This is a genomic window from Skermanella pratensis, assembly GCF_008843145.1.
GTDB lineage: Bacteria > Pseudomonadota > Alphaproteobacteria > Azospirillales > Azospirillaceae > Skermanella > Skermanella pratensis.
In genome coordinates, this window is sequence record NZ_CP030265.1 from 5,837,753 (window position 1) to 5,859,504 (window position 21,752).

19 protein-coding genes and 1 riboswitch are annotated in these 21,752 nt (G+C 68.7%); of the genes, 11 read left to right on the forward strand and 8 right to left on the reverse strand.

From position 1 onward, the window contains the following. Window positions 1-10 precede the first annotated feature (10 nt). Window positions 11-1,024, reverse strand: coding sequence for an ABC transporter substrate-binding protein (locus DPR14_RS26890; RefSeq protein ID WP_158047886.1), 1,014 nt, complete (start codon window positions 1,022-1,024; stop codon window positions 11-13). Between the two features lie 101 nt (window positions 1,025-1,125). Continuing rightward, window positions 1,126-2,286 (reverse strand): O-succinylhomoserine sulfhydrylase, encoded by a 1,161-nt coding sequence (gene metZ / locus DPR14_RS26895; RefSeq protein ID WP_158047887.1) that lies wholly within the window; start codon window positions 2,284-2,286, stop codon window positions 1,126-1,128. Window positions 2,287-2,413: 127 nt separating this feature from the next. Next, a riboswitch (SAM riboswitch) is annotated at window positions 2,414-2,492 on the reverse strand. A gap of 149 nt (window positions 2,493-2,641) precedes the next feature. Here metZ and ftsH point away from each other — a divergent pair. Both ftsH and DPR14_RS26905 read left to right on the forward strand, forming a co-directional pair. Beyond that, a complete protein-coding gene (ftsH, locus tag DPR14_RS26900) occupies window positions 2,642-4,537 on the forward strand; it encodes an ATP-dependent zinc metalloprotease FtsH (protein WP_281352663.1) in 1,896 nt (631 codons plus the stop codon). Window positions 4,538-4,581: 44 nt separating this feature from the next. Then, entirely contained in the window at window positions 4,582-4,962 is a 381-nt protein-coding gene (locus DPR14_RS26905; protein WP_192499185.1) for an RT0821/Lpp0805 family surface protein, read from the forward strand. A gap of 58 nt (window positions 4,963-5,020) precedes the next feature. Here DPR14_RS26905 and DPR14_RS26910 read toward each other — a convergent pair whose 3' ends face one another. The 3 genes from DPR14_RS26910 to mutS form a co-directional block, all read right to left on the reverse strand. Beyond that, complete coding sequence (locus DPR14_RS26910) at window positions 5,021-5,353, reverse strand: XRE family transcriptional regulator (RefSeq protein ID WP_158047889.1); 333 nt, start codon at window positions 5,351-5,353, stop codon at window positions 5,021-5,023. Next, window positions 5,350-5,712, reverse strand: a complete 363-nt coding sequence (locus DPR14_RS26915; protein ID WP_158047890.1) for a type II toxin-antitoxin system RelE/ParE family toxin — start codon at window positions 5,710-5,712, stop codon at window positions 5,350-5,352. Before DPR14_RS26915 ends, DPR14_RS26910 begins: the two co-directional genes overlap by 4 nt. A gap of 72 nt (window positions 5,713-5,784) precedes the next feature. After that, on the reverse strand, window positions 5,785-8,418 hold the full coding sequence (gene mutS, locus DPR14_RS26920) for a DNA mismatch repair protein MutS (protein ID WP_158048373.1): 2,634 nt from the start codon (window positions 8,416-8,418) through the stop codon (window positions 5,785-5,787). A gap of 227 nt (window positions 8,419-8,645) precedes the next feature. Between mutS and DPR14_RS26925 the strand changes: the two genes are divergently transcribed. Then, window positions 8,646-9,176 carry a hypothetical protein gene (locus DPR14_RS26925; protein ID WP_158047891.1) on the forward strand — a complete coding sequence of 177 codons (531 nt, stop codon included), beginning with the start codon at window positions 8,646-8,648 and terminating at the stop codon, window positions 9,174-9,176. Window positions 9,177-9,280: 104 nt separating this feature from the next. On the opposite strand, the gene DPR14_RS26930 is transcribed toward DPR14_RS26925, so the two are convergent. Beyond that, window positions 9,281-9,550, reverse strand: coding sequence for a hypothetical protein (locus tag DPR14_RS26930; RefSeq protein ID WP_158047892.1), 270 nt, complete (start codon window positions 9,548-9,550; stop codon window positions 9,281-9,283). Between the two features lie 248 nt (window positions 9,551-9,798). Between DPR14_RS26930 and DPR14_RS26935 the strand changes: the two genes are divergently transcribed. The 8 genes from DPR14_RS26935 to phoB all read left to right on the forward strand — a co-directional run bounded on the left by DPR14_RS26935 (window position 9,799) and on the right by phoB (window position 20,048). Beyond that, the gene (locus tag DPR14_RS26935) at window positions 9,799-12,072 is read left to right on the forward strand and encodes an NADP-dependent malic enzyme (RefSeq protein ID WP_158047893.1); all 2,274 of its coding nucleotides are present in this window, start codon (window positions 9,799-9,801) and stop codon (window positions 12,070-12,072) included. Between the two features lie 206 nt (window positions 12,073-12,278). Next, window positions 12,279-13,685 (forward strand): ATP-binding protein, encoded by a 1,407-nt coding sequence (locus tag DPR14_RS26940; RefSeq protein ID WP_425501003.1) that lies wholly within the window; start codon window positions 12,279-12,281, stop codon window positions 13,683-13,685. A 159-nt stretch (window positions 13,686-13,844) separates the two neighbouring features. Continuing rightward, window positions 13,845-14,882, forward strand: a complete 1,038-nt coding sequence (locus DPR14_RS26945; RefSeq protein WP_158047895.1) for a substrate-binding domain-containing protein — start codon at window positions 13,845-13,847, stop codon at window positions 14,880-14,882. Window positions 14,883-14,970: 88 nt separating this feature from the next. Next, window positions 14,971-16,353 carry a phosphate ABC transporter permease subunit PstC gene (gene pstC, locus DPR14_RS26950; protein WP_158047896.1) on the forward strand — a complete coding sequence of 461 codons (1,383 nt, stop codon included), beginning with the start codon at window positions 14,971-14,973 and terminating at the stop codon, window positions 16,351-16,353. Further along, on the forward strand, window positions 16,346-17,656 hold the full coding sequence (gene pstA / locus DPR14_RS26955) for a phosphate ABC transporter permease PstA (protein WP_158047897.1): 1,311 nt from the start codon (window positions 16,346-16,348) through the stop codon (window positions 17,654-17,656). The genes pstC and pstA overlap by 8 nt, the downstream gene beginning before the upstream one ends. Before the next feature lie 120 nt (window positions 17,657-17,776). Further along, window positions 17,777-18,523 (forward strand): phosphate ABC transporter ATP-binding protein PstB, encoded by a 747-nt coding sequence (pstB, locus tag DPR14_RS26960; protein WP_246149426.1) that lies wholly within the window; start codon window positions 17,777-17,779, stop codon window positions 18,521-18,523. A 69-nt stretch (window positions 18,524-18,592) separates the two neighbouring features. After that, complete coding sequence (phoU, locus tag DPR14_RS26965) at window positions 18,593-19,318, forward strand: phosphate signaling complex protein PhoU (protein WP_158047899.1); 726 nt, start codon at window positions 18,593-18,595, stop codon at window positions 19,316-19,318. Window positions 19,319-19,337: 19 nt separating this feature from the next. Next, window positions 19,338-20,048, forward strand: coding sequence for a phosphate regulon transcriptional regulator PhoB (gene phoB, locus DPR14_RS26970; protein WP_158047900.1), 711 nt, complete (start codon window positions 19,338-19,340; stop codon window positions 20,046-20,048). A 186-nt stretch (window positions 20,049-20,234) separates the two neighbouring features. On the opposite strand, the gene DPR14_RS26975 is transcribed toward phoB, so the two are convergent. Both DPR14_RS26975 and DPR14_RS26980 read right to left on the reverse strand, forming a co-directional pair. Further along, a complete protein-coding gene (locus DPR14_RS26975; RefSeq protein WP_246148646.1) occupies window positions 20,235-20,654 on the reverse strand; it encodes a DsrE family protein in 420 nt (139 codons plus the stop codon). Beyond that, window positions 20,651-21,454 carry a HesA/MoeB/ThiF family protein gene (locus DPR14_RS26980; protein ID WP_158047902.1) on the reverse strand — a complete coding sequence of 268 codons (804 nt, stop codon included), beginning with the start codon at window positions 21,452-21,454 and terminating at the stop codon, window positions 20,651-20,653. Before DPR14_RS26980 ends, DPR14_RS26975 begins: the two co-directional genes overlap by 4 nt. Between the last annotated feature and the right edge of the window lie 298 nt (window positions 21,455-21,752).

The following is a 21,752-nucleotide window of genomic DNA, read 5'->3' on the forward strand; positions in this document are numbered from 1 at the left end:
AAGCGCGCGCTCAGCGCGCCGAGGCCCGATAGAAGCTGTCGTCGAACAGCATGTCCAGGTCTGCGGCCTTCTCCAGCACGCCCAGTTGGAGCTGGAAATCCTGCATCACCCCGGTGGCTTCCCTGATGGTCATGGGATCGGCCACGAACTTGCTGGCCGGCGACACCACGGCCTTCTCGAAGGTCCCCAGGTCGGTGATGCCCTTGCCCAGGCCCTTCTGCAGGTGCTTGGCGGCCCGGTTCGGCTCCTCCTTGAGCAGGGCCGTGGCCCGGGTGTTCAGCGCCACCAGCGACTTGGCGGCCTCCGGGCTGGCCTTGACGAAGGCGCCGGTCAGCGCCAGCACGGAACCCGGCTGGTTGGGCAGCATCTGGCCGCCCAGCGCCAGCAGCCTGGTGTTCGGATCGCGCTGCTGGACCACGGTCAGGGTCGGCTCGCGGATCGTGGCGGCGTCGACGGCGCCGGCCAGCAGCGCCTGCTGTGTCGCCTCGATCCCCATGGCGGTGATCTGGTAGGTCGCCGGGTCGGCCTTCACGACGTTCTGCAGCCAATAACGCAGCACGGTGTCGGGGACGGAGCCGGGCGGCTGGGTCGCGATGCGGACCGGGCGGCCCTCCCGCTCGGCGAATTCCTTGAAGCCGGCCGCCGTCGACGCGTTCGCCTGGGCGCCGAAGCCGGCGCGCCCGACCACCGTCATCTCCTCGATCGCGGCGGAGGCGTAGACCTTCACGTCGATGCCGCGGGCGCTCGCCACCATGATCGGGCCGATGCCGCCGTAATAGGCGTCGAGCGTGCCCGACGCCAGGGCGCTGATCATCGCCGGGCCTGACTCGAACTGGGTGAGCTTGAGGGTGAGCCCGGCGTCCTTGGCCCAGCCCTCGCCGTCGATGACGAACAGCTGTCCGGACCCGACCACGGGGATGAACCCGACGCGCACGTCGGCGGCCTGGGCCGCCGTTACGCCGCCGGCGATCAGAACTGCGGCTGCGGCCGCGAGACGGCGCGCCTTGGACAACAGAGTCGACATTACGGGAACTCCCTGGACGAAAGCCGAAACTACAAGCCCGGCTATATAGAGGGAGGCCACCAGCTGCGCAAGCTGAAGTGTGAAATCCCGAATTTCACACTTCAGATTAGTGCAAATGACGCCCGGGCGAGAGCCTGGTCCAGGTCCTCGATCAGGTCGGCCGCGTCCTCCAGCCCGACCGACAGGCGGATGCTCGCCGGGCTGATCCCGACCGCCGCCTTGTCCTCGTCGGTCAGCTTCTGGTGGGTGCTGGTCGCGGGATGGGTGATCAGGCTCTTGCTGTCGCCCAGGTTGTTGGAGATCCTGACGATCCGCAGGCCGTTCATCAGCCTGAACGCCTCGGCCTTGCCGCCGGCCACGTCGAAGGCGATCAGCGTGCTGCCGCCGCCCATCTGGCGCTGGGCCAGCTCGTATTGGGGGTGGCTCTCCAGGCCGGGATAAAGCGTCCTGGCGATCTTGCCGTGCCCCTCCAGGAACTCGGCGATCCGCCGGGCCGCGTCGGTCTGGGCGGCGACCCGCAGGTCCATGGTCTCCAGGCCCTTCAGCAGCAACCATGCGTTGAACGGGCTCAGCGCCGGGCCGGTGTGGCGCAGGAACGGTCCCAGAACCTCGGCGAACTTGTTGTCGCACAGGATCGCGCCGCCCAGGCAGCGGCCCTGGCCGTCGATATGCTTGGTCGCGGAATAGACCACGATGTCGGCGCCGAACTCCAGCGGGCGCTGGAGAACGGGGGTCGCGAACACGTTGTCGACCACCACGCGGGCGCCGGCCGCATGGGCCAGTTCGCAGACCAGCCCCAGGTCCACGATGTCGAGCATCGGGTTGGACGGGGTTTCCAGGAACACGACGTTGGCCGGGCGGCCCAGGGCCTCGCGCCACTCCTCCGCCCTGGTCCCGTCCACCAGCGTCGTCTCGATCCCGTACTGGGGCGCCAGGTTCTTGACGATGTGCAGGCAGGACCCGAACAGCGCGCGCGGCGCCACGATGCGGTCGCCCGCCTTCAGCTGGCACATCAGGGCGGCGAACACCGCCGCCATGCCGCTGCCGGTGGCGAAACAGCGCTCCGCCCCCTCGTACGCCGCCAGCCGGTCCTCGAACATCGCGACGGTCGGGTTGCGGAATCGCGAATAGACATAGCGCAGTCCATCGGTCGCGAAGGCGGCCTCCGCCTCCTCCGCCGAGCCGTACACATAGCCCGACGTCATGAAGATCGCTTCGCAGGTCTCGTCGAAGCCGGTCCGGAGGGTTCCGGCATGGACCATGCGGGTGCGCGGCCGCAGCTTCGCGGGAGTGCCGTTCTCGGGGAAGTGTCGTTCCTGGTCATGGTGTCGTCGCTCCGCCCGCCGTTGCGGGCATACAAAAAGCCCCGACCGACAAGGGATCGAGGCGCGGATGCGACTCCAAACCTTTTTAGCAGCTTATTTTACGTGGCCTGCAAGCCGGTCGCCAAATCACCACGTTTCGCGGGTTCTAGCCGGAGCGGGGGAGGGCGTCAAGGTCCATGTCGAAAGCGTCGCTCCCGGTGCCGCACCGCTGCGCATACATCTTATTAACTATGTTTCTGTACTCAGGGCTTCGGCTTTTGTCTCAACCATGCTCTGGGTCTCCGGGTCGCTGATGAAAACCTTCCTTAAACGGCATGCGCGGGTGATCGCGATCGCGGCATCCCTGGTGGCCACCGCGGCGCTCACCGGCGGCGCCGGGCTGGCCTATGTCTACGCCGCCAACTCCGGCGGCGCCGCGGCGCTGCTCAGCCGGATCGACCGGGAGGAGGTCGGGCAGAGCGAGTTCGCCGATCGTCTCGCCGCCGGACGGATCGCTTCCCTGGCCATCGCCGGCAACCGGATCGAATTCACCGACCACGACGGCATGCACGGCGTCACCACCGTCCTGTGGACCGACGCCCTGCGGCAGGCGGTCGCGGCGCCCGGCATCCCGATGACCGTGGAACCCACCGAGGGCGGCGTCCTTCTGACCACCAACCGGTGGCTCGACGTTCTGCTGAAGCTGAACATGGTGGGCTTCCTGGGTTTCGCCCTGGTGTTCATGGTCGGCATGATGCGCTCGCCGGTCAAGAAGGCGGGCACCGCCACCTCCAACATCCGGTTCTCCGACGTCGCCGGCGTGGACGAGGCGAGAGCCGAGCTGGCCGAGCTGGTCGATTTCCTGAAGAGCCCGGGCCGGTTCGCCGGCATCGGCGCCGGCATTCCCAAGGGCGTGCTCCTGGTCGGTCCTCCCGGTACCGGAAAGACCCTGCTGGCCCGCGCCGTCGCGGGCGAGGCAGGGGTGCCGTTCTTCGCCGTCACCGGGTCCGACTTCGTGGAGATGTATGTCGGCGTCGGGGCCGCGCGCATCCGCCGGCTGTTCCGCGACGCCCGCAAGCGGGCGCCCTGCATCCTGTTCATCGACGAGATCGACGCGCTGGCCCGGGCGCGCGGCGCCACCTCCCCGACCGGCGGCCAGATCGAGACCGAGAACACGCTGAACCAGCTCCTGGCCGAGATGGACGGCTTCGCCCGGGCCAGCGGCCTGATCGTGATCGCGGCGACCAACCGGGTGGACGTGCTCGACCCCGCGATCCTGCGGCCCGGCCGGTTCGACCGGCATGTGTTCGTCGGCAATCCCGACATCAAGGGCCGCGCCGCCATCCTGGCTGTCCACGCCTCCCGCGTGGCGCTGGACGCCGACGTGGACCTGACGCTGGTCGCCCGCGGCACGCCCGGCATGTCGGGGGCCGACCTCGCCAACGTCGTCAACGAGGCGGCGCTCCGGGCCGCCCGCGCGGGCCGCGCCCTGGTCTCCATGGCCGACTTCGAGCAGGCCCGCGACAAGATCGTCATGGGCGGCGAGAAGGCGACGGTCATGTCGGAGGACGAGCGCCGCCTGACCGCCTTCCACGAGGCCGGGCACGCGCTGGTCGCCTGGCGCTCCAAGCATTCCGACCCGGTCCACAAGGTCACCATCGTGCCGCGCGGCCGATCGCTCGGCATGATGGTCCGCCTGCCGCTGGAGGACCGCTTCTGCCTGTCCCGGGCGCGGCTCGAAGCCGAGCTGGACGTGACCATGGGCGGCAGGGCGGCCGAGGAGATCGTGTTCGGCAGGGACTTCGTGACCACCGGCGCCGCCGGCGACATCCAGATGGCGACCGACATCGCGACCAGGATGGTCACCGCCTGGGGCATGTCCGACCGATTCGGCATGGTCGCCTACGGTGGAGGCGCCGCACCGGCCGCCGCGACCGCGGCGCGCTCCTCCGCCGGCGAGCCGGGCGCCCTGTCTCCCCAGGTCGCCGAGGAGGTGCGCGGCATCATCGACGCGGCATACCGCCGCGCATACGACCTGATCGCCGCCGACCTTCCCCGCCTGCACGAACTGGCCGACGGCCTGCTGCGGGACGAAACCCTGGACGCCGCCGCCGTCCGCGCCATCCTGGAGCGCGACAAGGAACAGCCGGCGGCGCCCAGCGTCAGGCTTGTCGGGGCCGATCCCGACCATTATGAAGTGGCGGTATGAGCCGGCCTGACCGCGACCGAGCCCGCATGACTCAAGGTGCCGCAATGAAGAAGTTCCTCCTGGCCGCCGCCGTCCTCGCCCTGGCGGGATGCGCCGACAAACCCGCCGGGCCGGGCGCCGTTTCGGTGATCCCGGAAGCCGCCCCCCTGGTCACGCTGGAGGACAGCGACCGCACGATCATCGACCAGACCCTTCAGACGGCGTCGCGCGGTGGCGTCGGCAAGCCGGTCCAGTGGTCCAACCCCGCGACAGGCAAGAACGGCGCCGTCACGGTGATCCGCCAGGGCTATACCCGCGACGGCAAGCTCTGCCAGGAATTCCACTTGGTCGCGGCAAAGGGCGTCGTCCGCGCCCAGCAGGTCGGCAAGGCCTGCCGCGAGTCGGGCAAATGGTCCCCCGAAGGCGGCTACACCCTGGGCAGCTGAGCCTTTCTCCAGGCACCATCCGAGTATCGATCGGGGAGATTGCCGCAAAGGCGGAAGCTTACTCCGCCGAGCGGCCCCCTACCTCCGCGAAGTTCCTGATCACGACGTCCCCCTCGGGAAAATGGGCGACCACCCGCAATTCCCCGCCCATCGCCTCGACGAATCGCCTGAGATTGCTGACATACATGTCTGTGCGTTTTTCCATTTTAGCGACGGCGGATTGATCGACCTTCAATGTCTCGCCAAGCGCGGCCTGGGTCAGGCGCCGCGCTTCACGCAACTCGTGCAGCGCCATCTCTTTGCGCAGGAGGTTCTTCTTTTCCTCGATCCGAGCCTTGCTTTCAGGGCTCATTTTGGATCGCAGGCCTGCGAAGCTCTTGCGTCCACTCATCGGATCAACCCTTCCTCTCTCAACTCGTCGAGATACACGTCATAGAGATCATCGGCGACCGGTATCATTTCTTGGTAGAAGCGATCCCGTCCGGTCTTGTCGCCACCTATCAGAAGAATGGCCTGCCGCCGCGGGTCAAAGGCGTAGAATACGCGAATAGGCCGCCCGCTGCTCTGTATCCTGAGCTCGCGCATATGGCCGTGCCGGGATCCGTTAACGCCCGATGTGTAAGGAAACCGTAGATGGGGACCCTTCTCGGTCAGGAGGTCGACCATCGCAGCGACGTCTTCCTGTTCCGATTCGGCAAGGATATCCCACCAATCTTCAAATTCATCGGTGTGTTCGACGGTCGTCGGCATGAATGAATGATATGCCATCGACGGCATGATTTCAATGGATGGGTGGTCAGGGCGATTTTTGCGATGCCGGCCTCACCCGCCCAGCATCGCCCGCAGCCGGTAAAGCTCGTCCAGCGCCGCCTTCGGCGTCAGGTCGTCCGGGTTGATCGCCTTCAACGCCTGCTCGACCGGCGACGGTCCGGCCGGGGCCGCCGGTTCCGGGTCCTTCCGCCGCAAGGCCACGCTGAACAGCGGCAGGTCGTCGGCCAGCCGGGCGACGCTCACGCCGTGCTCGCCCTTCTCCAGGATCTCCAGCACCTGTTCGGCCCGCGCGATCACCGCCTCCGGCAGTCCGGCCAGCTTGGCCACATGGATGCCGTAGCTGCGGTCGGCGGAGCCCGCCGCGACCTCGTGCAGGAAGACGACCTCGCCCTGCCACTCCTTGATCCGCATGGTGTGGCAGGACAGCCGGGGAAGCTTGGCGGCCAGGGTCGTCAGCTCGTGATAGTGGGTCGCGAACAGCGCCCGGCAGCGGGTCGCCTCGTGCAGGTGCTCGACGCAGGCCCAGGCGATCGACAGCCCGTCGAAGGTCGCCGTGCCCCGGCCGATCTCGTCCAGGATCACCAGCGCCCGCGGTCCCGCCTGGTTCAGGATCGCCGCCGTCTCGACCATCTCGACCATGAATGTGGAACGCCCGCGCGCCAAGTCGTCGGCCGCCCCGACGCGGCTGAACAGCCGGTCCACCACGCCGATCCGGCACCGCACCGCCGGCACGAAGCTGCCGATCTGGGCCATCACCGCGATCAGCGCGTTCTGGCGCAGGAATGTGGACTTGCCCGCCATGTTCGGGCCGGTCAGCAGCCACAGCCGGTCTTCCGGAGCGAGACTGCAGTCGTTGGCGACGAACTGCGACCCGTCCGACGCGGTCAGCGCCGCCTCCACCACCGGGTGGCGGCCGCCCCTTATGTCGAACTCCAGGCTGTCGTCCACCACCGGCCGGCAATAGCGCCGCTCCTCCGCCAACTCGGCCAGCGCCGTCGTCACGTCCAGCAGGGCCAGCGCGCGGGCGGCCTCGCCGATCCGGTCGGCCCGGGCGGTGACGTCGCCGACCAGCTCGTCGAACAGCGCCAGCTCGACCGCCACCGCCTTGTCGGCCGCCTCCGAGATCTTGCGCTCCAGCTCGCCCAGCTCGACCGTGGTGAAGCGGACGGCGCTCGCCAGCGTCTGGCGGTGGATGAAGGTCTCCGCCGCCTTGCCGGCCATCAGCTTGTCGGCGTGGGTCGGCGTCACCTCGATGTAATAGCCCAGCACGTTGTTGTGCCGGATCTTCAGCCCGGACACGCCGGACAGGTCGGCATAGCGGGCCTGCATCGCGGCGATCAGCCGGCGGCTCTCGTCCCGCAGGGTCACCAGGTCGTCCAGGTGGAGCGCGAAGCCGCGCGCGATGAACCCGCCGTCGCGGGCCAGCAGCGGCAGGTCGGGCGCCAGCGCGCGCTCCAGCCGGTCGATCAGGGTGGAATGCTCGCCCAGGCCCGTCGCCGCCGTTTCGATCCCGGCGGGTCCCGGCGTCATGCCGGCGCCGGCCAGCGCGCGGCGCATCTCCACGGCGCGCACCAGACCGTCGCGGATGCAGGCGAGGTCGCGCGGACCGCCCCGGCCCAGCGCCAGCCGCGACAGCGCCCGCTCCATGTCGGGGCACTGGCGCAGCAGGGTCCGCGCCTCGGTCCTGACCCGTTCCTCGGCCAGGAAGAACTCCACCATGTCGAGCCGGCCGGAGATCTCGGTCCTGTCGGTCGAGGGGGCCGACAGCCACGCCGCCAGCAGGCGGGCGCCGGGACCCGTGACGGTGCGGTCGATCGCGGCCAGCAGGCTGCCCCGGCGCTCGCCGGTCAGGGTCCGGGTCAGCTCCAGGTTCCGGCGGGTCGCCTGGTCGATCTCCATGACGGCGCCCTGGGCCAGCTGGCGCGGCGGGTTCAGCCGCGGCACCCGGCCTTTCTGGGTCAGCTCCACATAATCCACCAGGGCGCCGGCCGCGGCGACCTCGGCCCGGCTGAAGCTGCCGAAGGCGTCCAGCGTGCCGACGCCGAACAGGTCGAGCAGCCGCCGCCGCCCGTTCTCGCTGTCGAACCGGCTGTTCGGCTGCACCGTAAGCCGGCTCTTCCACTCGCCGAACAGCTCGAACAGGTCGGGCTGCTGGACCAGCCGCTCGGGCAGCACCAGCTCCTGCGGATCGAGTCGCTGCAGGGCGGCGGCCAGACCGTCCCGGCTCACCGGCTGGAGCGTCAGCTCGCCGGTGGACAGGTCCAGCCAGGCGAGCCCGGTGCCGCCCGCCGTCTCGGCCAGCGCGCCCAGGAAATTGTTGGCGCGGGCGTCCAGCAGGCTGTCCTCGGTCAGCGTGCCGGGGGTGACGACCCGAACCACCGCCCGCTTGACCACCGACTTGCCGCCGCGCTTCTTCGCCTCCGCCGGGTCTTCCATCTGCTCGCAGATCGCGACCCGGTGGCCGTGGCGGATCAGGCGCAGCAGGTAGTTCTCGTGGCTGTGGACGGGCACCCCGCACATGGGGATGTCCTCGCCGTTGTGCTGGCCGCGCCGGGTCAGGGTGATGTCGAGCGTCGCCGCCGCGGCGACCGCATCGTCGAAGAACAGCTCGTAGAAGTCGCCCATCCTGTAGAACAGCAGGCAGCCGGGATGGGCCTGCTTGATCTCCAGGTACTGCGCCATCATCGGAGTCGAGGCGGGCGGGGCGGCGGCATGGGATTCAAGGGAGGAGTCGGGCACGGCAACCGGATCGCTGTCGGGGAAGGTGTTCTCGGAAAGTTTCTTCTCGAGGGGTCTCATGGCGGCGCACCCTAGCACGGCGGACGCACCATGGCCTAGGCACGCGGCTGCGCCGGGGATAGACTGCGCGGAAGGACTATCAAACAGGCACGCACACGGGGGAATGCACCATCATGGCCAGGACCAAAGCCAAAACCGGAAGGGTGCGCGAGATGGTGGCCCTGTTCGAGAACCGCCCCGATTTCGACCGGGCCGTGGTGGACCTGATGCGGGCCGGTTTCGACCGCACCGACCTCAGCGTCCTGTCCAGCCACGAGTCGATCGACGTCGCGGGCCGGCCGGCCATGCCGCGGGACGAGGCGCTGACCGCGCTCCTGGGCGATCTCAACTACGCCTTCCCGCTGACCACCGCCGGCCTGATCGCGATCGTCGGCGGCCCGATCGCCGGCCCGATCGCGGCGCTGGTGGCGGCCGGAGTCGGCGGCGCCGCGGTCAAGGAATACCTGGACGAGGTGACCGCCCACCCGGAGACCGAGGATTTCGCCCGCGCGCTGGAAGCCGGCGGCGTGATCCTGTGGGTCTGCGTCGACGACGACCCGGAGAAGGAGCGGCGGGCGCGCGACGCCCTGACGGGGTCGGGCGGGCGCAACGTCCATGTGGCGGAGCGTGAAAAGGCGGCCGAATCCGGCACCGGCGACAGTTGACCGGAACGATACACGTCCCTTCGGCCGCCGCCCCGGCCCGCAAGGTGGCCGGCAGGCGGCGGCGACACGGGCGCATCATTCCTCCCGCCCTATTCCTCCCGCCCCTATTCCTCCCTGTAGCCCTTGTCGCGCATGCATTTGGCGAAGATCTCCCGGCGGTAGGAGAATTGCGGGGTTTCCGGGCTGGGGCGCCGCGGATAGCCCCGCAGCTGCATCTTGACGTCCACCTGCTCGCCGCATTCGCCCTCGGCCACGGACTGGGCGCTCCCGGTCGGTTCCCACCGCGTCGCATTGTCGCTGCCCGAGCAAGCGCCGAGGATCAGCAGGGCCGCCGCGGCCTGGGGGAGCGTCTTGCGGACCATTCTCTTCCTCATCCCGGCCGGTTCCGACGAACCTTAACCAACTAAGGGTTAATCATCGCCCCGGGGCAATCCAGTCATGCGATTACAACCGGCTTGCGGAGCGATTTCACTATGATACCGTTCACCACAAGATAACAGGCCTACTTCCCCCAGACTTTCGTTATGGGTACCCGCCATCGGGACCCCGGGGGAAATCCGGCCGCCACCACGATCGCCCGCGGCCTTCCTGCGCCGGCCGCGGGCCGTCCATGAGGAAACGTATGTCCGACCAAGACAAGCGCGTGACCGAGGAAGAGGCTCTCCTGCTTCATTCCAGCGGCCGCCCCGGCAAGCTCGAGATCGCCCCGACCAAGCCGCTGACCACCCAGCGCGACCTGTCGCTCGCATATTCCCCCGGCGTGGCCGTGCCGTGCCTGCGCATCCAGGAAGATCCCTCGACCGCCTACGACTACACCGCCAAGGGCAACATCGTCGCGGTGATCTCCAACGGCACCGCGGTGCTGGGCCTGGGCGACCTGGGCGCCCTGGCGTCCAAGCCGGTGATGGAGGGCAAGGCCGTCCTGTTCAAGCGCTTCGCCGACGTCGACGGCATCGACCTGGAGGTCGATACCTCTGATGTGGACGAGTTCGTCAACTGCGTGCGCTTCCTGGGGCCGTCGTTCGGCGGCATCAACCTGGAGGACATCAAGGCGCCGGACTGCTTCATCATCGAGCAGCGCCTGCGCGAGCTGCTGGACATCCCGGTCTTCCACGACGACCAGCACGGCACCGCGATCATCGCCGCCGCCGGCCTGATCAACGCGCTGCACCTGACCGGCCGCCGGATCGAAGACATCAAGATGGTGATCAACGGCGCCGGCGCCGCCGCGATCGCCTGCGTCGAGCTGTTCAAGTCCATGGGCCTGCCCCATGACAGCGCGATCCTGTGCGACACCAAGGGCGTGATCTACCAGGGCCGCACCAACAGCATGAACCAGTGGAAGTCGGCGCACGCGGTCAGGACCGAGGCGCGGACCCTGGCCGAGGCGCTGGAAGGCGCCGACGTGTTCCTGGGGCTGTCGGCCAAGGGCGCCGTCACCCAGGACATGGTCAGGTCCATGGCCGCCAAGCCGCTGATCTTCGCGCTGGCCAACCCCGACCCGGAGATCACTCCGGAAGAGGTGCGCGCCGTCCGCTCCGACGCGATCATCGCGACCGGCCGGTCCGACTATCCCAACCAGATCAACAACGTCCTGGGCTTCCCCTACATCTTCCGCGGCGCCCTCGACGTGCGGGCCTCCACCATCAACGACGCGATGAAGATCGCCGCCGCCCGCGCCATCGCGGCTCTGGCGCGCGAGGACGTGCCGGACGAGGTGGACGCGGCCTATTCCGGCCGCCGGCTGCGCTACGGCCCGGAATACATCATCCCGGTGCCGTTCGACCCGCGCCTGATCGTGACGATCCCGCCGGCGGTGGCCCACGCCGCCATGGAGAGCGGCGTCGCGCGGAAGCCGATCATCGACATGACCGGCTACCGCAACGGGCTGCGCACCCGGCTCGACCCGACCGCCGACAGCCTCCAGCTGATCTTCGAGAAGGTCAAGGCGAACCCCCGGCGCGTCGTCTTCGCCGAGGGCGAGGAGGAGCGGGCCATCCGCGCCGCCCTGGCCTACCGCGCCGCCGGCTACGGCACGCCGATCCTGATCGGCCGCGAGGAGGTCATCCGCGACCAGCTCGTGGCGCTGGGCCTGTCGCCCGAGCAGACCGGGCTGGAGATCCACAACGCCCGCTTGTCCGACGCCAACCGGCGCTATACCGACTATCTCTACCGCCGGCTCCAGCGCCGGGGCACGCTGCACCGCGACTGCCAGCGGATGGTCAACCAGGACCGCAACGTCTTCGCGGCGCTGATGGTGGCCCAGGGCGACGCGGACGCCATGGTGACCGGGCTGACCCGAAGCTTCGCCACCTGCTACAAGGACATCACCCTGGTGATCGACCCCCGCGCCGGCCAGCGGGTGTTCGGCGTTTCGGTGGTGGTGACCCGGAAGCGCACCGTCTTCATCGCCGACACCACGGTGAACGAGCTGCCGACCACCGAGGAGCTGGCGGAGATCGCGATCCAGACCGCGGCCAAGGCGCGCCAGATGGGCCACGAGCCCCGGGTCGCATTCCTGTCCTTCTCCAATTTCGGCCAGTACATGCGCGGGCGTGCCGAGCATGTGCGGGACGCGGTGGCGCTGCTCGACCAGCGGCGGATCGACTTCGAGTACGACGGCGAGATGTCGGCCGACGTGGCGCTCGACCACGACCTGATGAAGCGGCTCTACCCGTTCTGCCGCCTGTCGGGTCCCGCCAACGTGCTGGTCATGCCGGCGCTTCACGCGGCCAATATCGGCGCCAAGCTGCTTCAGAAGATGGGCGGCGGCCAGCTGATCGGTCCGCTGCTGATCGGCCTGGACAAGCCTGCCCAGGTCGTCCAGATGGGCGCATCCGTGTCGGACATCGTCAACGCGGCGGCGCTGGCGGCGCACGACTCGCTGCAGTGGTGACGGGCCGCCCCGGGAAGGGCCTTTCCCCTGCGGGAAGGGCCCCCGCCGCGGAGATTAATGTTTTGTGACGCATGCGCGGCCCGGCGCGAAATGATGTAATGTATGTCTAGTAACGACCGTTCATTATTCGCGCCCGTCCGCCCCGTGCCATCATGCCGACACCGGTAGTTCCAACGACGATCCCGCTCCTTCTCGGCGGACCTCTGGTGCTGGCCCTCGGCGTGGTGCTGCTGGGACTGGCCGCCCTGGGCGCCATCACCTGGGGCGCCGCCGGGGTTGGACTCCTGGCCGCGGCCGCGGCGGCGGCGCTTGCGACGCGCGTCTACCGGCGCGACGCCGCCGACGTCGCCACGTATCTCCAGTCCCTCGGCGACGCCGGCGGCGTCGTCCCGGTACCCGAAAAGCTCTCGCCGACGGCCCGCCTGCTCGCGGCGTCGGCCTCCAGGACCCATGGCGAGTGGCTGGAACGCGGCGAACGGCTGCGCGCCGGGCTGGAAGCCACCGAGCAGATCCTGGAAGCGCTTCACGATCCGCTGATCCTGATCGCGTCGGACCGGCGGGTGACGCTGGCCAACATGGCGGCGCGGGGGCTGTTCGGCGACCGCATGGCCGACCGCGACCTGGCGGCGACGCTCCGCAACCCGCACCTGCTGGGCGCGGTCGACGCCGTCCTGGCCGGCGGCGCCTCGCGCATGGTCGAGTTCAGCCTGCCGGTTCCGGTGGAGCGGGTGTTCGAGGCGCGGGTCAAGCCGTTCCGCCGTGACGGGTCCGCCATCATCATCCTGACCCTGCACGACATCACCGCGATCAAGCGGTCCGAGCAGATGCGCGCCGACTTCGTCGCCAACGCCAGCCACGAGCTGCGCACGCCGCTGGCGACCCTGCTGGGCTTCATCGAAACCCTGCGCGGCCCGGCGCGCGACGACGCCGAGGCGCGCGACCGCTTCCTGGGCATCATGCACGACCAGTCCGGCCGCATGTCGCGGCTGGTCAACGACCTGCTCTCCCTGTCCAGGATCGAGCTGGACGAGCACACGGCGCCCACCGGCCGGGCCGACCTGGGGCGCATCGCCCGCGGCGCCGTCGCGGCGCTGGAACTGAAGGCCGCCGCGCGCCGCATCCGGCTGCACCTGGACATGCCGGACCGGCTGCCCCCGGTCACCGGCGACGAGGACCAGCTCGCCCAGGTCCTGCAGAACCTGATCGACAACGCGGTCAAGTACACCCGCGACAGTACCGAGGTGCGGATTGCCCTGGCGCTGGTCGAACCCGGCGGGGGCGGGCCGGCGAGCGCCGTGGTGCCGCTCCCGGCCGGGGGCCGGCGCGCGGCGCCCATGGTCTCGGTCTCCGTGTCCGATTGCGGCGAGGGCATCGCCCGCATGCACCTGCCGCGCCTGACCGAACGGTTCTACCGGGTGGACCCCGCGCGCAGCAGGCAGCTCGGCGGCACCGGCCTCGGCCTCGCGATCGTCAAGCATATCGTCAACCGCCACCGCGGCCGCCTGACGATCGAGAGCGACGTGGGCAAGGGCAGCACCTTCACCGTCTTCCTCCCCGTCGCGGTCGAGGAAAGGGTCGCCGATACCCGCAGGGCAGGCGGGTCCGCGGCATAGTCGCCCGATGGGCGCGTGTGTCATCAAACTGTCATCCGACCGTAGTAATTGTATCGCCGATCGCCGTTAAGGTCCGCGCCGAAGCCGCCGGTACTCACGTGCTGCGGAGAAACAGGGCTTTTGGTCCGTATTTTGGCGAATTGGCTGGAGGATTAGATCGTGATCAACAAGAAGCTCGCCGTGGCGGCGCTGGCCGCCCTCGCTTCCACCGTCGCGCTGACGGGCGGCGCCCAGGCCCAGGGGCGCGACCAGATCCGCGTCGTCGGTTCTTCCACGGTGTTCCCCTTCACCAGCGCGGTCGCGGAGACCTTCGGCCGGACCGGCAAGTTCAAGACCCCGGTCGTCGAGTCCACCGGAACCGGCGGCGGCATCAAGCAGTTCTGCGCCGGCGTCGGCGTCCAGCACCCGGACCTGACCAACGCGTCCCGCCGCATCAAGAAGTCGGAGCTGGAAGGCTGCGCCGCCAACGGCGTGACCGCCGTCAGCGAGCTGGAAGTGGGCTTCGACGGCATCGTCTTCTCCAACTCCAAGGCCGCCTCGAACACCGACTACACCATCAAGCAGATCTGGCTGGGGCTGGCCAAGCAGGTCGTGGTGGACGGCAAGGTCGTTCCGAATCCCTACAAGAAGTGGAACGAGATCGACCCGTCCCTGCCCAACAAGGAGATCGAGGTGCTCGGCCCGCCCCCGACCTCCGGCACCCGCGACGCCTTCGTCGAGCTGGTGATGGATGTCGGCTGCGCCCAGTTCCCGGAAGTGAAGGCCCTGCCGGCCGACCAGATGAAGGCCGTCTGCAATCAGGTTCGCGAGGACGGCGCCTATGTGGAGGCCGGCGAGAACGACAACCTGATCGTCCAGAAGCTGGTCGCCAACAAGGACGCTTACGGCATCTTCGGCTACAGCTTCCTCGACCAGAACATGGACAAGCTGCAGGGCGCCAGGATCAACGGCGTCGCGCCGGAACTCGACAACATCGCGGACGGCAAGTACCCGGTCGCCCGTTCCATGTTCGTGTACGTCAAGACCCAGCACGTGGACGTGATCCCCGGCATCCGGGAGTTCCTGGCCGAGTACACCAGCGAGAAGGCGTTCGGCGAGGACGGCTACCTGGAGGCCAAGGGCCTGATCCCGCTGCCCAAGGACAAGCGCGAGAAGGTCCGGACCGGCATCCTGAACCTGACCCCGGTCACGATGTAATCGCCCGCTCCCCGACCGCCGGCGCCTTCCCGCGCCGGCGGGCGGGGGTCTCCGGCAGACAGTCGCCCTCAAATCCCGACGGGTCCCGATGTCAGTATCACTCTTCCTCGCGGTGCTCGCCGTACTGTCGTTCGCGGGATTCCATCTCGGCAGATCCCGGGCGGTCGTCTCCGCCGGCGGCAGGCTTTCCAGGCTGCACTCCGTACCGTCCTATTACGGCCTCTACGTCGCCATGTGGGTCGGCCTGCCGGCTCTGATGCTGTTCGCCCTCTGGACCGGCCTCGAAGGTTCCATCGTGGACGGCATGGTCCGCTCCAGCCTGCCGGCTGCCATGGCGGGATTGTCGCCGCAGGAAATCAACCTGATCATGGTCGACATCCACAATCTGGCCTACGGCAACATCACCAGCCGGGTTCCCGACCCGGCCCTGCTGACGGCGGCGGAGCACTACAAGAGTCTCCGGGGGATCGGCAACGGCGCCCTCGCGGTCGTCATGCTGGCCCTCGCCTGCGCCGGCCTGTACTACGCCCGGCAGCGGATCGAGCCCGGCCTGCGCGCCCGCAACCAGGTCGAGAAGGTGGTCAATATCTTCCTGATCCTGTGCTCGCTGGTGGCGATCCTGACCACGGTCGGCATCGTCCTGTCGCTGCTGTTCGAGGCGATCCGGTTCTTCACCAAGGTGTCCCCGGCCGAGTTCCTGTTCGGCCTGCAATGGAGCCCGCAGACCGCGATCCGCGCCGACCAGGTGGCGTCCGACGGGGCGTTCGGCGCCGTGCCGCTGTTCACCGGCACCCTGCTGATCGCGTCGATCGCCATGGTGGTCGCGGTGCCGCTGGGCCTGATGAGCGCCATCTACATGTCGGAATACGCGCCGCCGAAGGTGCGCGGCTCGGTCAAGCCCGTCCTGGAGATCCTGGCCGGCATCCCGACGGTGGTCTACGGCTTCTTCGCGGCGCTGACCATGGCGCCCTTCGTGCGCGACGTGGGCCAGAGCCTCGGACTCAGCGTCAGCTCCGAGTCGGCGCTCGCCGCCGGCGTCGTGATGGGCGTCATGATCATCCCCTTCGTCAGCTCCCTGTCGGACGACATCATCAACGCGGTGCCCCAGTCGCTCCGCGACGGCTCCTACGGCCTCGGCGCCACCAAGTCGGAGACGATCCGGCAGGTGGTCCTTCCGGCGGCGCTGCCCGGCATCGTCGGCGGCGTCCTGCTGGCGGTCAGCCGCGCCATCGGCGAGACCATGATCGTCGTCATGGCCGCCGGACTGGCCGCCAACCTGTCGGCCAACCCGCTGGACGCGGTCAGCACCGTCACCGTCCAGATCGCCACCCTGCTGGTCGGCGACCAGGAGTTCGACAGCGCCAAGACCCTCTCGGCCTTCGGCCTCGGCCTCGTGCTGTTCACCGTCACCCTCGGCCTGAACATCATCGCCCTCCGGGTGGTGCAGAAGTATCGGGAAAAATATGACTGACATCATCAGCACCCCGCGGGCGGCCGCGCCGTACCAGACCGACGACTTCTCCGCCCGGCTGAAGAAGCGCTACGCCGCCGAGCGGCGCTTCAAGCTTTACGGCATGGCCGCGATCGGCGTGGCGCTTGCCATGCTGGCGGTCCTGCTTGCCAGCATCGTGTCCCAGGGCTACACCGCCTTCGCCCAGCACGACCTGGCGCTGGAGATCCATTTCGACCCGGCCGAGATCGACCCGCAGGGCACCCGCGACCCGGACACCCTGTCCGACGCCAACTACGCGGCCCTGGCGCGCAACGCGCTGCTGGCGGTGTTCCCCGAGGTGGAGTCCAGGGCCGACCGGCGCCGGCTGACCGCCATGATCAGCAACGGCGCCGCGTTCGAGCTGCGCCAGATGGTCATGGACGACCCGTCCTTGATCGGGACCCGCAAGTCCGTGAACCTGGCCCTGGCCAGCGACTACGACCAGCTCCTCAAGGGCAACATCGACCGCCACGTGCCGGAGACCGACCGCAAGGTCACCGACCAGCAGATCGCCTGGATCGACAAGCTGGTCTCCAACGGCAACATCGTCAACGGCTTCAACTGGCGGCTCTTCCTCAACGGCGACAGCCGCGACCCGGAACTGGCGGGCCTGAAGGCCGGCATCGTCGGATCGTTCCTGACCCTTCTGGTGACGCTCGGCCTCGCGATCCCGATCGGGATCGCGGCGGCGGTCTACCTGGAGGAGTTCGCGCCCCAGAACAAGCTGACCGACCTGATCGAGGTCAACATCAACAATCTCGCGGCCGTGCCCTCGATCGTGTTCGGCCTGCTCGGCCTCGCGGTGTTCCTCAACGCCCTCAACATGCCCAGGTCGGCCCCGGTGGTCGGCGGCATCGTGCTGGCGCTGATGACGCTGCCGACCATCATCATCTCCGGCCGGGCCGCGCTGAAGGCGGTCCCTCCCTCGATCCGGGAGGCGGCGCTCGGCGTCGGCGCCTCGCCGCTCCAGGTGGTCACCCACCACGTGCTGCCGCTGGCGATGCCCGGCATGCTGACCGGCATCATCATCGGCATGGCCCAGGCGCTCGGCGAGACGGCGCCGCTCCTGATGATCGGCATGATCGCCTTCATCGTGGACACCCCTTCGGGCTTCGGCGACGCGGCGACGGTGCTGCCGGTGCAGATCTTCATGTGGGCCGATAGCCCGGAACGCGGCTTCGTCGAGCGCACCTCCGCCGCGATCATGGTCCTCCTGGCCTTCCTGATCGCGATGAACGCGATCGCCGTCGTCCTGCGCAAGCAATTTGAAAGGCGTTGGTAAATGACCGCCCAGACACAAATCGGCCAGACGCAAATCGGCCAGACACTGATCGGAACGAGCGCCATCCCCGGCGTCGAGGCGCGCTCCGCCGCCGGCATCCTGGCCGACGCCGCGGCCAAGATGGATGCCAGGCAGGTCAAGGTGTACTACGGCGCCAAGCAGGCGCTGAAGGGCATCGACCTGGCGATCCCGGAACGGCAGGTCACCGCGCTGATCGGCCCGTCGGGCTGCGGCAAGTCCACGTTCCTGCGCTGCCTCAACCGCATGAACGACACGATCGGCATCGCCCGCATCGAGGGCCTGATCACGCTGGACGGCCAGGACATCTATGACCGCGAGATCGACCCGGTCCAGCTCCGCGCCAGGGTCGGCATGGTGTTCCAGAAGCCCAACCCGTTCCCCAAGTCGATCTACGACAACATCGCCTACGGCCCGCGCATCCACGGCTTCGCCAGCCGCCGGGAGGAGATGGACGAGATCGTCGCCAAGAGCCTGCAGCGCGCGGGACTGTGGAACGAGGTCAAGGACCGCCTGAAGGAGCCGGGCACCGGCCTGTCCGGCGGCCAGCAGCAGCGCCTGTGCATCGCCCGCGCCATCGCGGTCAGCCCCGAGGTGATCCTGATGGACGAGCCGTGCTCGGCCCTCGATCCGATCGCGACCGCCCATGTGGAGGAGCTGATCGACGAGCTGCGGGAGAACTACACCATCGTCATCGTCACCCACAACATGCAGCAGGCGGCCCGCGTGTCCCAGCGCACCGCCTTCTTCCACCTGGGCGACATGGTCGAGGTGGGCGACACCGAGGAGATCTTCACCAATCCGCGCGACGAGCGGACCCAGGGCTACATCACCGGCCGCTACGGCTGAGCCGGCGCCGCCGGCTTGATCGGCGGGGGACGGCATTCGGGATAATCGGGCAATTCAGGAAAGCGACGCATGAGCAACGAGCACATCGTCAAGTCGTTCGCGCAGGAACTCCAGCGACTCGCGAATCTGATCACGCAGATGGGCGGCGTCGCCGAGGCCCAGGTGGAAGCGGCCGTGCAGGCCGTCGTCCGCCGCGACACGACCATCGCGGCCCAGGTGATGCAGTCCGACCTCCGGATCGACGGCTACGAGCGGGACGTCGACGCGGAGACCCTGCGCCTGCTGGCGCTGCGCCAGCCCATGGCGTCCGACCTGCGCGAGATCGTGTCGGCGCTGAAGATCGCCGCCGACCTGGAGCGGATCGGCGACTACGCCGCCAACATCGCCAAGCGGTCGATAGCCCTGGCCCAGGTGCCGGCGGCCCGGCCGGCCGCGGCGATCCCCCGGATGGGCCGGCTGGTCCAGGAGATCATGAAGGACGTGCTCGACGCCTTCATCGAGCGCGACGTGGAGAAGGCTGTGGCCGCGCGCCGCCGCGACGAGGAGCTGGACGACCTCTATACCAGCCTGTTCCGCGAAGTGCTGACCTACATGATGGAAGATCCGCGCAACATCACTCCCTGCACCCACCTGCTGTTCATCGCCAAGAATCTGGAGCGGATCGGCGACCACGCCACCAACATCGCCGAGACGATCCATTTCCTGGTGATCGGCCAGCCGCTGACGACGGAACGCCCCAAGGGCGACGAAAGCAGCTATGCTGTCGTCACGCCCGAGCCGGAAACGCAGGACTAGTATTGGAACAAGGCATCCCATGAATTCGGCGCTGAAACCCCTCGTCCTCATCGTCGAGGACGAGGCGGACCTCGTTACGCTCCTGAAGTACAATCTCGACAAGGAGGGCTTCCGCACCCTGTCCGCGGGAGACGGCGAGGAGGCCCTGCTGCTCGCCGCCGAGCAGACGCCCAACATCGTCCTGCTGGACTGGATGCTGCCGCTGATGTCGGGTCTCGAGGTGTGCCGCCAGATGCGGCGCAACCCCAAGACCCGCGACATCCCGATCATCATGCTGACCGCCCGCGGCGAGGAGGCGGACAAGGTCCGCGGCCTCAATTCGGGGGCCGACGATTATATCGCCAAGCCCTTCTCCCCCACCGAGCTGGTCGCCCGGATGCGCGCCGTGCTCCGCCGCGCCAGCCCCGGCCTGGCGGAGGAGATGCTGCGGTTCAACGACGTGGTGATGGACCTGGCAGCCCACCGGGTGCGCCGCCAGGGCCGCGACATCCATCTTGGGCCGACCGAGTTCCGCCTGCTGCGCCACTTCATGCAGCATCCCGGCCGGGTCTTCTCGCGCGAGCAGCTGCTCGACCTGGTCTGGGGCCACGACGTCTATGTGGAGCCGCGCACCGTCGACGTTCATATCCGCCGTCTGCGCAAGGCGCTGAACGAGGAAAACGACAACGACCTGATCCGCACCGTCCGCTCGGCGGGCTACGCGCTCGACGTCAAGGGCGGCGCCGCCTGATCCCGGTCCCGGAGACGCCCCGGCTGGTCCTGCGCCCGCTGGACCTCCCCGATGCAGGCACGGTCCAGGACGTCTTTCCCGGGTGGGATGCCCGCCGGTCCATCGCCGTCATGGCGGCGGCCCTCGCGGTGTTCCGCGACGATGCGTTGGCCCTGGAGGAGGAGCGCTTCCTGGCGGAGGCAGGGGTCAGACGAACAGCATGTTGCCGTCGGCAGGGGCCCCGTTCAGCAGCGTGACGACGCCGCCGGTCACGACCGGAACGTCGTCGCGCAGGGCGGACGATTCCAGGCCGATCGCCTTCAGCGCCATCTCGCAGACCATCACCGTCACGCCCAATGCGACGCAGGCCTCCAGCAGTTCCTCGAACTCGGCGAGGCCGCTGCGGCTGAAATGGGCGTTGCGCTCCTCCGGCGACGTGCCGTCGTCGGCAGGGTCCAACCCGCGCCAGCCGCCCCCGGCCTTCAGCGCCAGGACCGCCCGGCCGGTGAAGAACAGGGTGGCCTGGCGGTTGGTCGCCGCCGCGGCGCTCGCCATCACCAGCGCGTAATGGACCCGGTCGAACCCGCCGGAGAACACCACCAGCGACAGGGTGGAAGCCCCGCTCACGGCCGGGTTCCCCCATGCCCGGACAGGTCCGTGATGGTCGGATGCCGTCCGCACAGCGGGCATTCCGGATCGGGCCTGACCCGGACCTTGTGGAAACTGGTGTGGAGCGCGTCATACATCAGCAGCTGCCCCGACAGGCTGTCCCCGATGCCGAGCAGCTCCTTCAGGACCTCGATCGCCTGGACCGAGCCGACGGCGCCGGCCAGCGCCCCCAGCACGCCGCCCTCGGCGCAGCTCGGCACCAGCCCGCGCGGCGGCGGTTCCCGGAAGATGCAGCGATAGCAGGGATTGGGACCGCCCAGATAGGACTTGAAGGTGGAGATCTGCCCATCGAACCGGAGCATGGCCGCCGACACCAGCGTCCGGCCGCCGAGATGGCAGGCGTCCGCCAGCAGATACCGGGTGGCGAAATTGTCGGTGCCGTCGGCCACCACGTCGTAGTCGGCGATAAGCCCCATGGCGTTGGCCGCGGTCAGCCGCTCCCGATGGACGTCGAGCCGCACGTCCGGGTTGATGGCCTCCAGCCGCGTCCGGGCGCTCTCGACCTTGGGCGTGCCGATCGCGGCGGTGTCGTGGATGATCTGGCGCTGCAGGTTGGACAGATCGACCACGTCGGGGTCGATCACCCCGATGGCGCCGACCCCCGCCGCCGCGAGATAGAGCAGAAGCGGCGAGCCCAGCCCGCCGGCCCCCACCACCAGCACCCGCGACTTCAGCAGCACCTCCTGACCGATGCCGCCGACCTCCGGCAGGATGATGTGGCGGGCATAGCGTTCGACCTGCGCGTCGGTGAAATCCATCGGGTGCTGACCTGAGTGATTACATAGTCTCGTCGGCGCCCGGCAAGGCTCCTGCCCGCCGGCGCAAAAGTATCTCCGGCAGCAACACTCCCCGTTCGTCATGACGGGACTTGATGCACGGCTGTCCGGCACAGTAACTGCTGACTCAACCAAAGGACGTGTTCCGGCGGAGCGTTCCTGCCTTTATCGTCATGACCGGGCTTGACCCGGTCATCGCTTGCGGACTCCGTCAGCGGCGTCGTGCAGGGAGATACCCGGATCAAGTCCGGGTATGACGAAAAGGGGGCGTTTCTGCCCA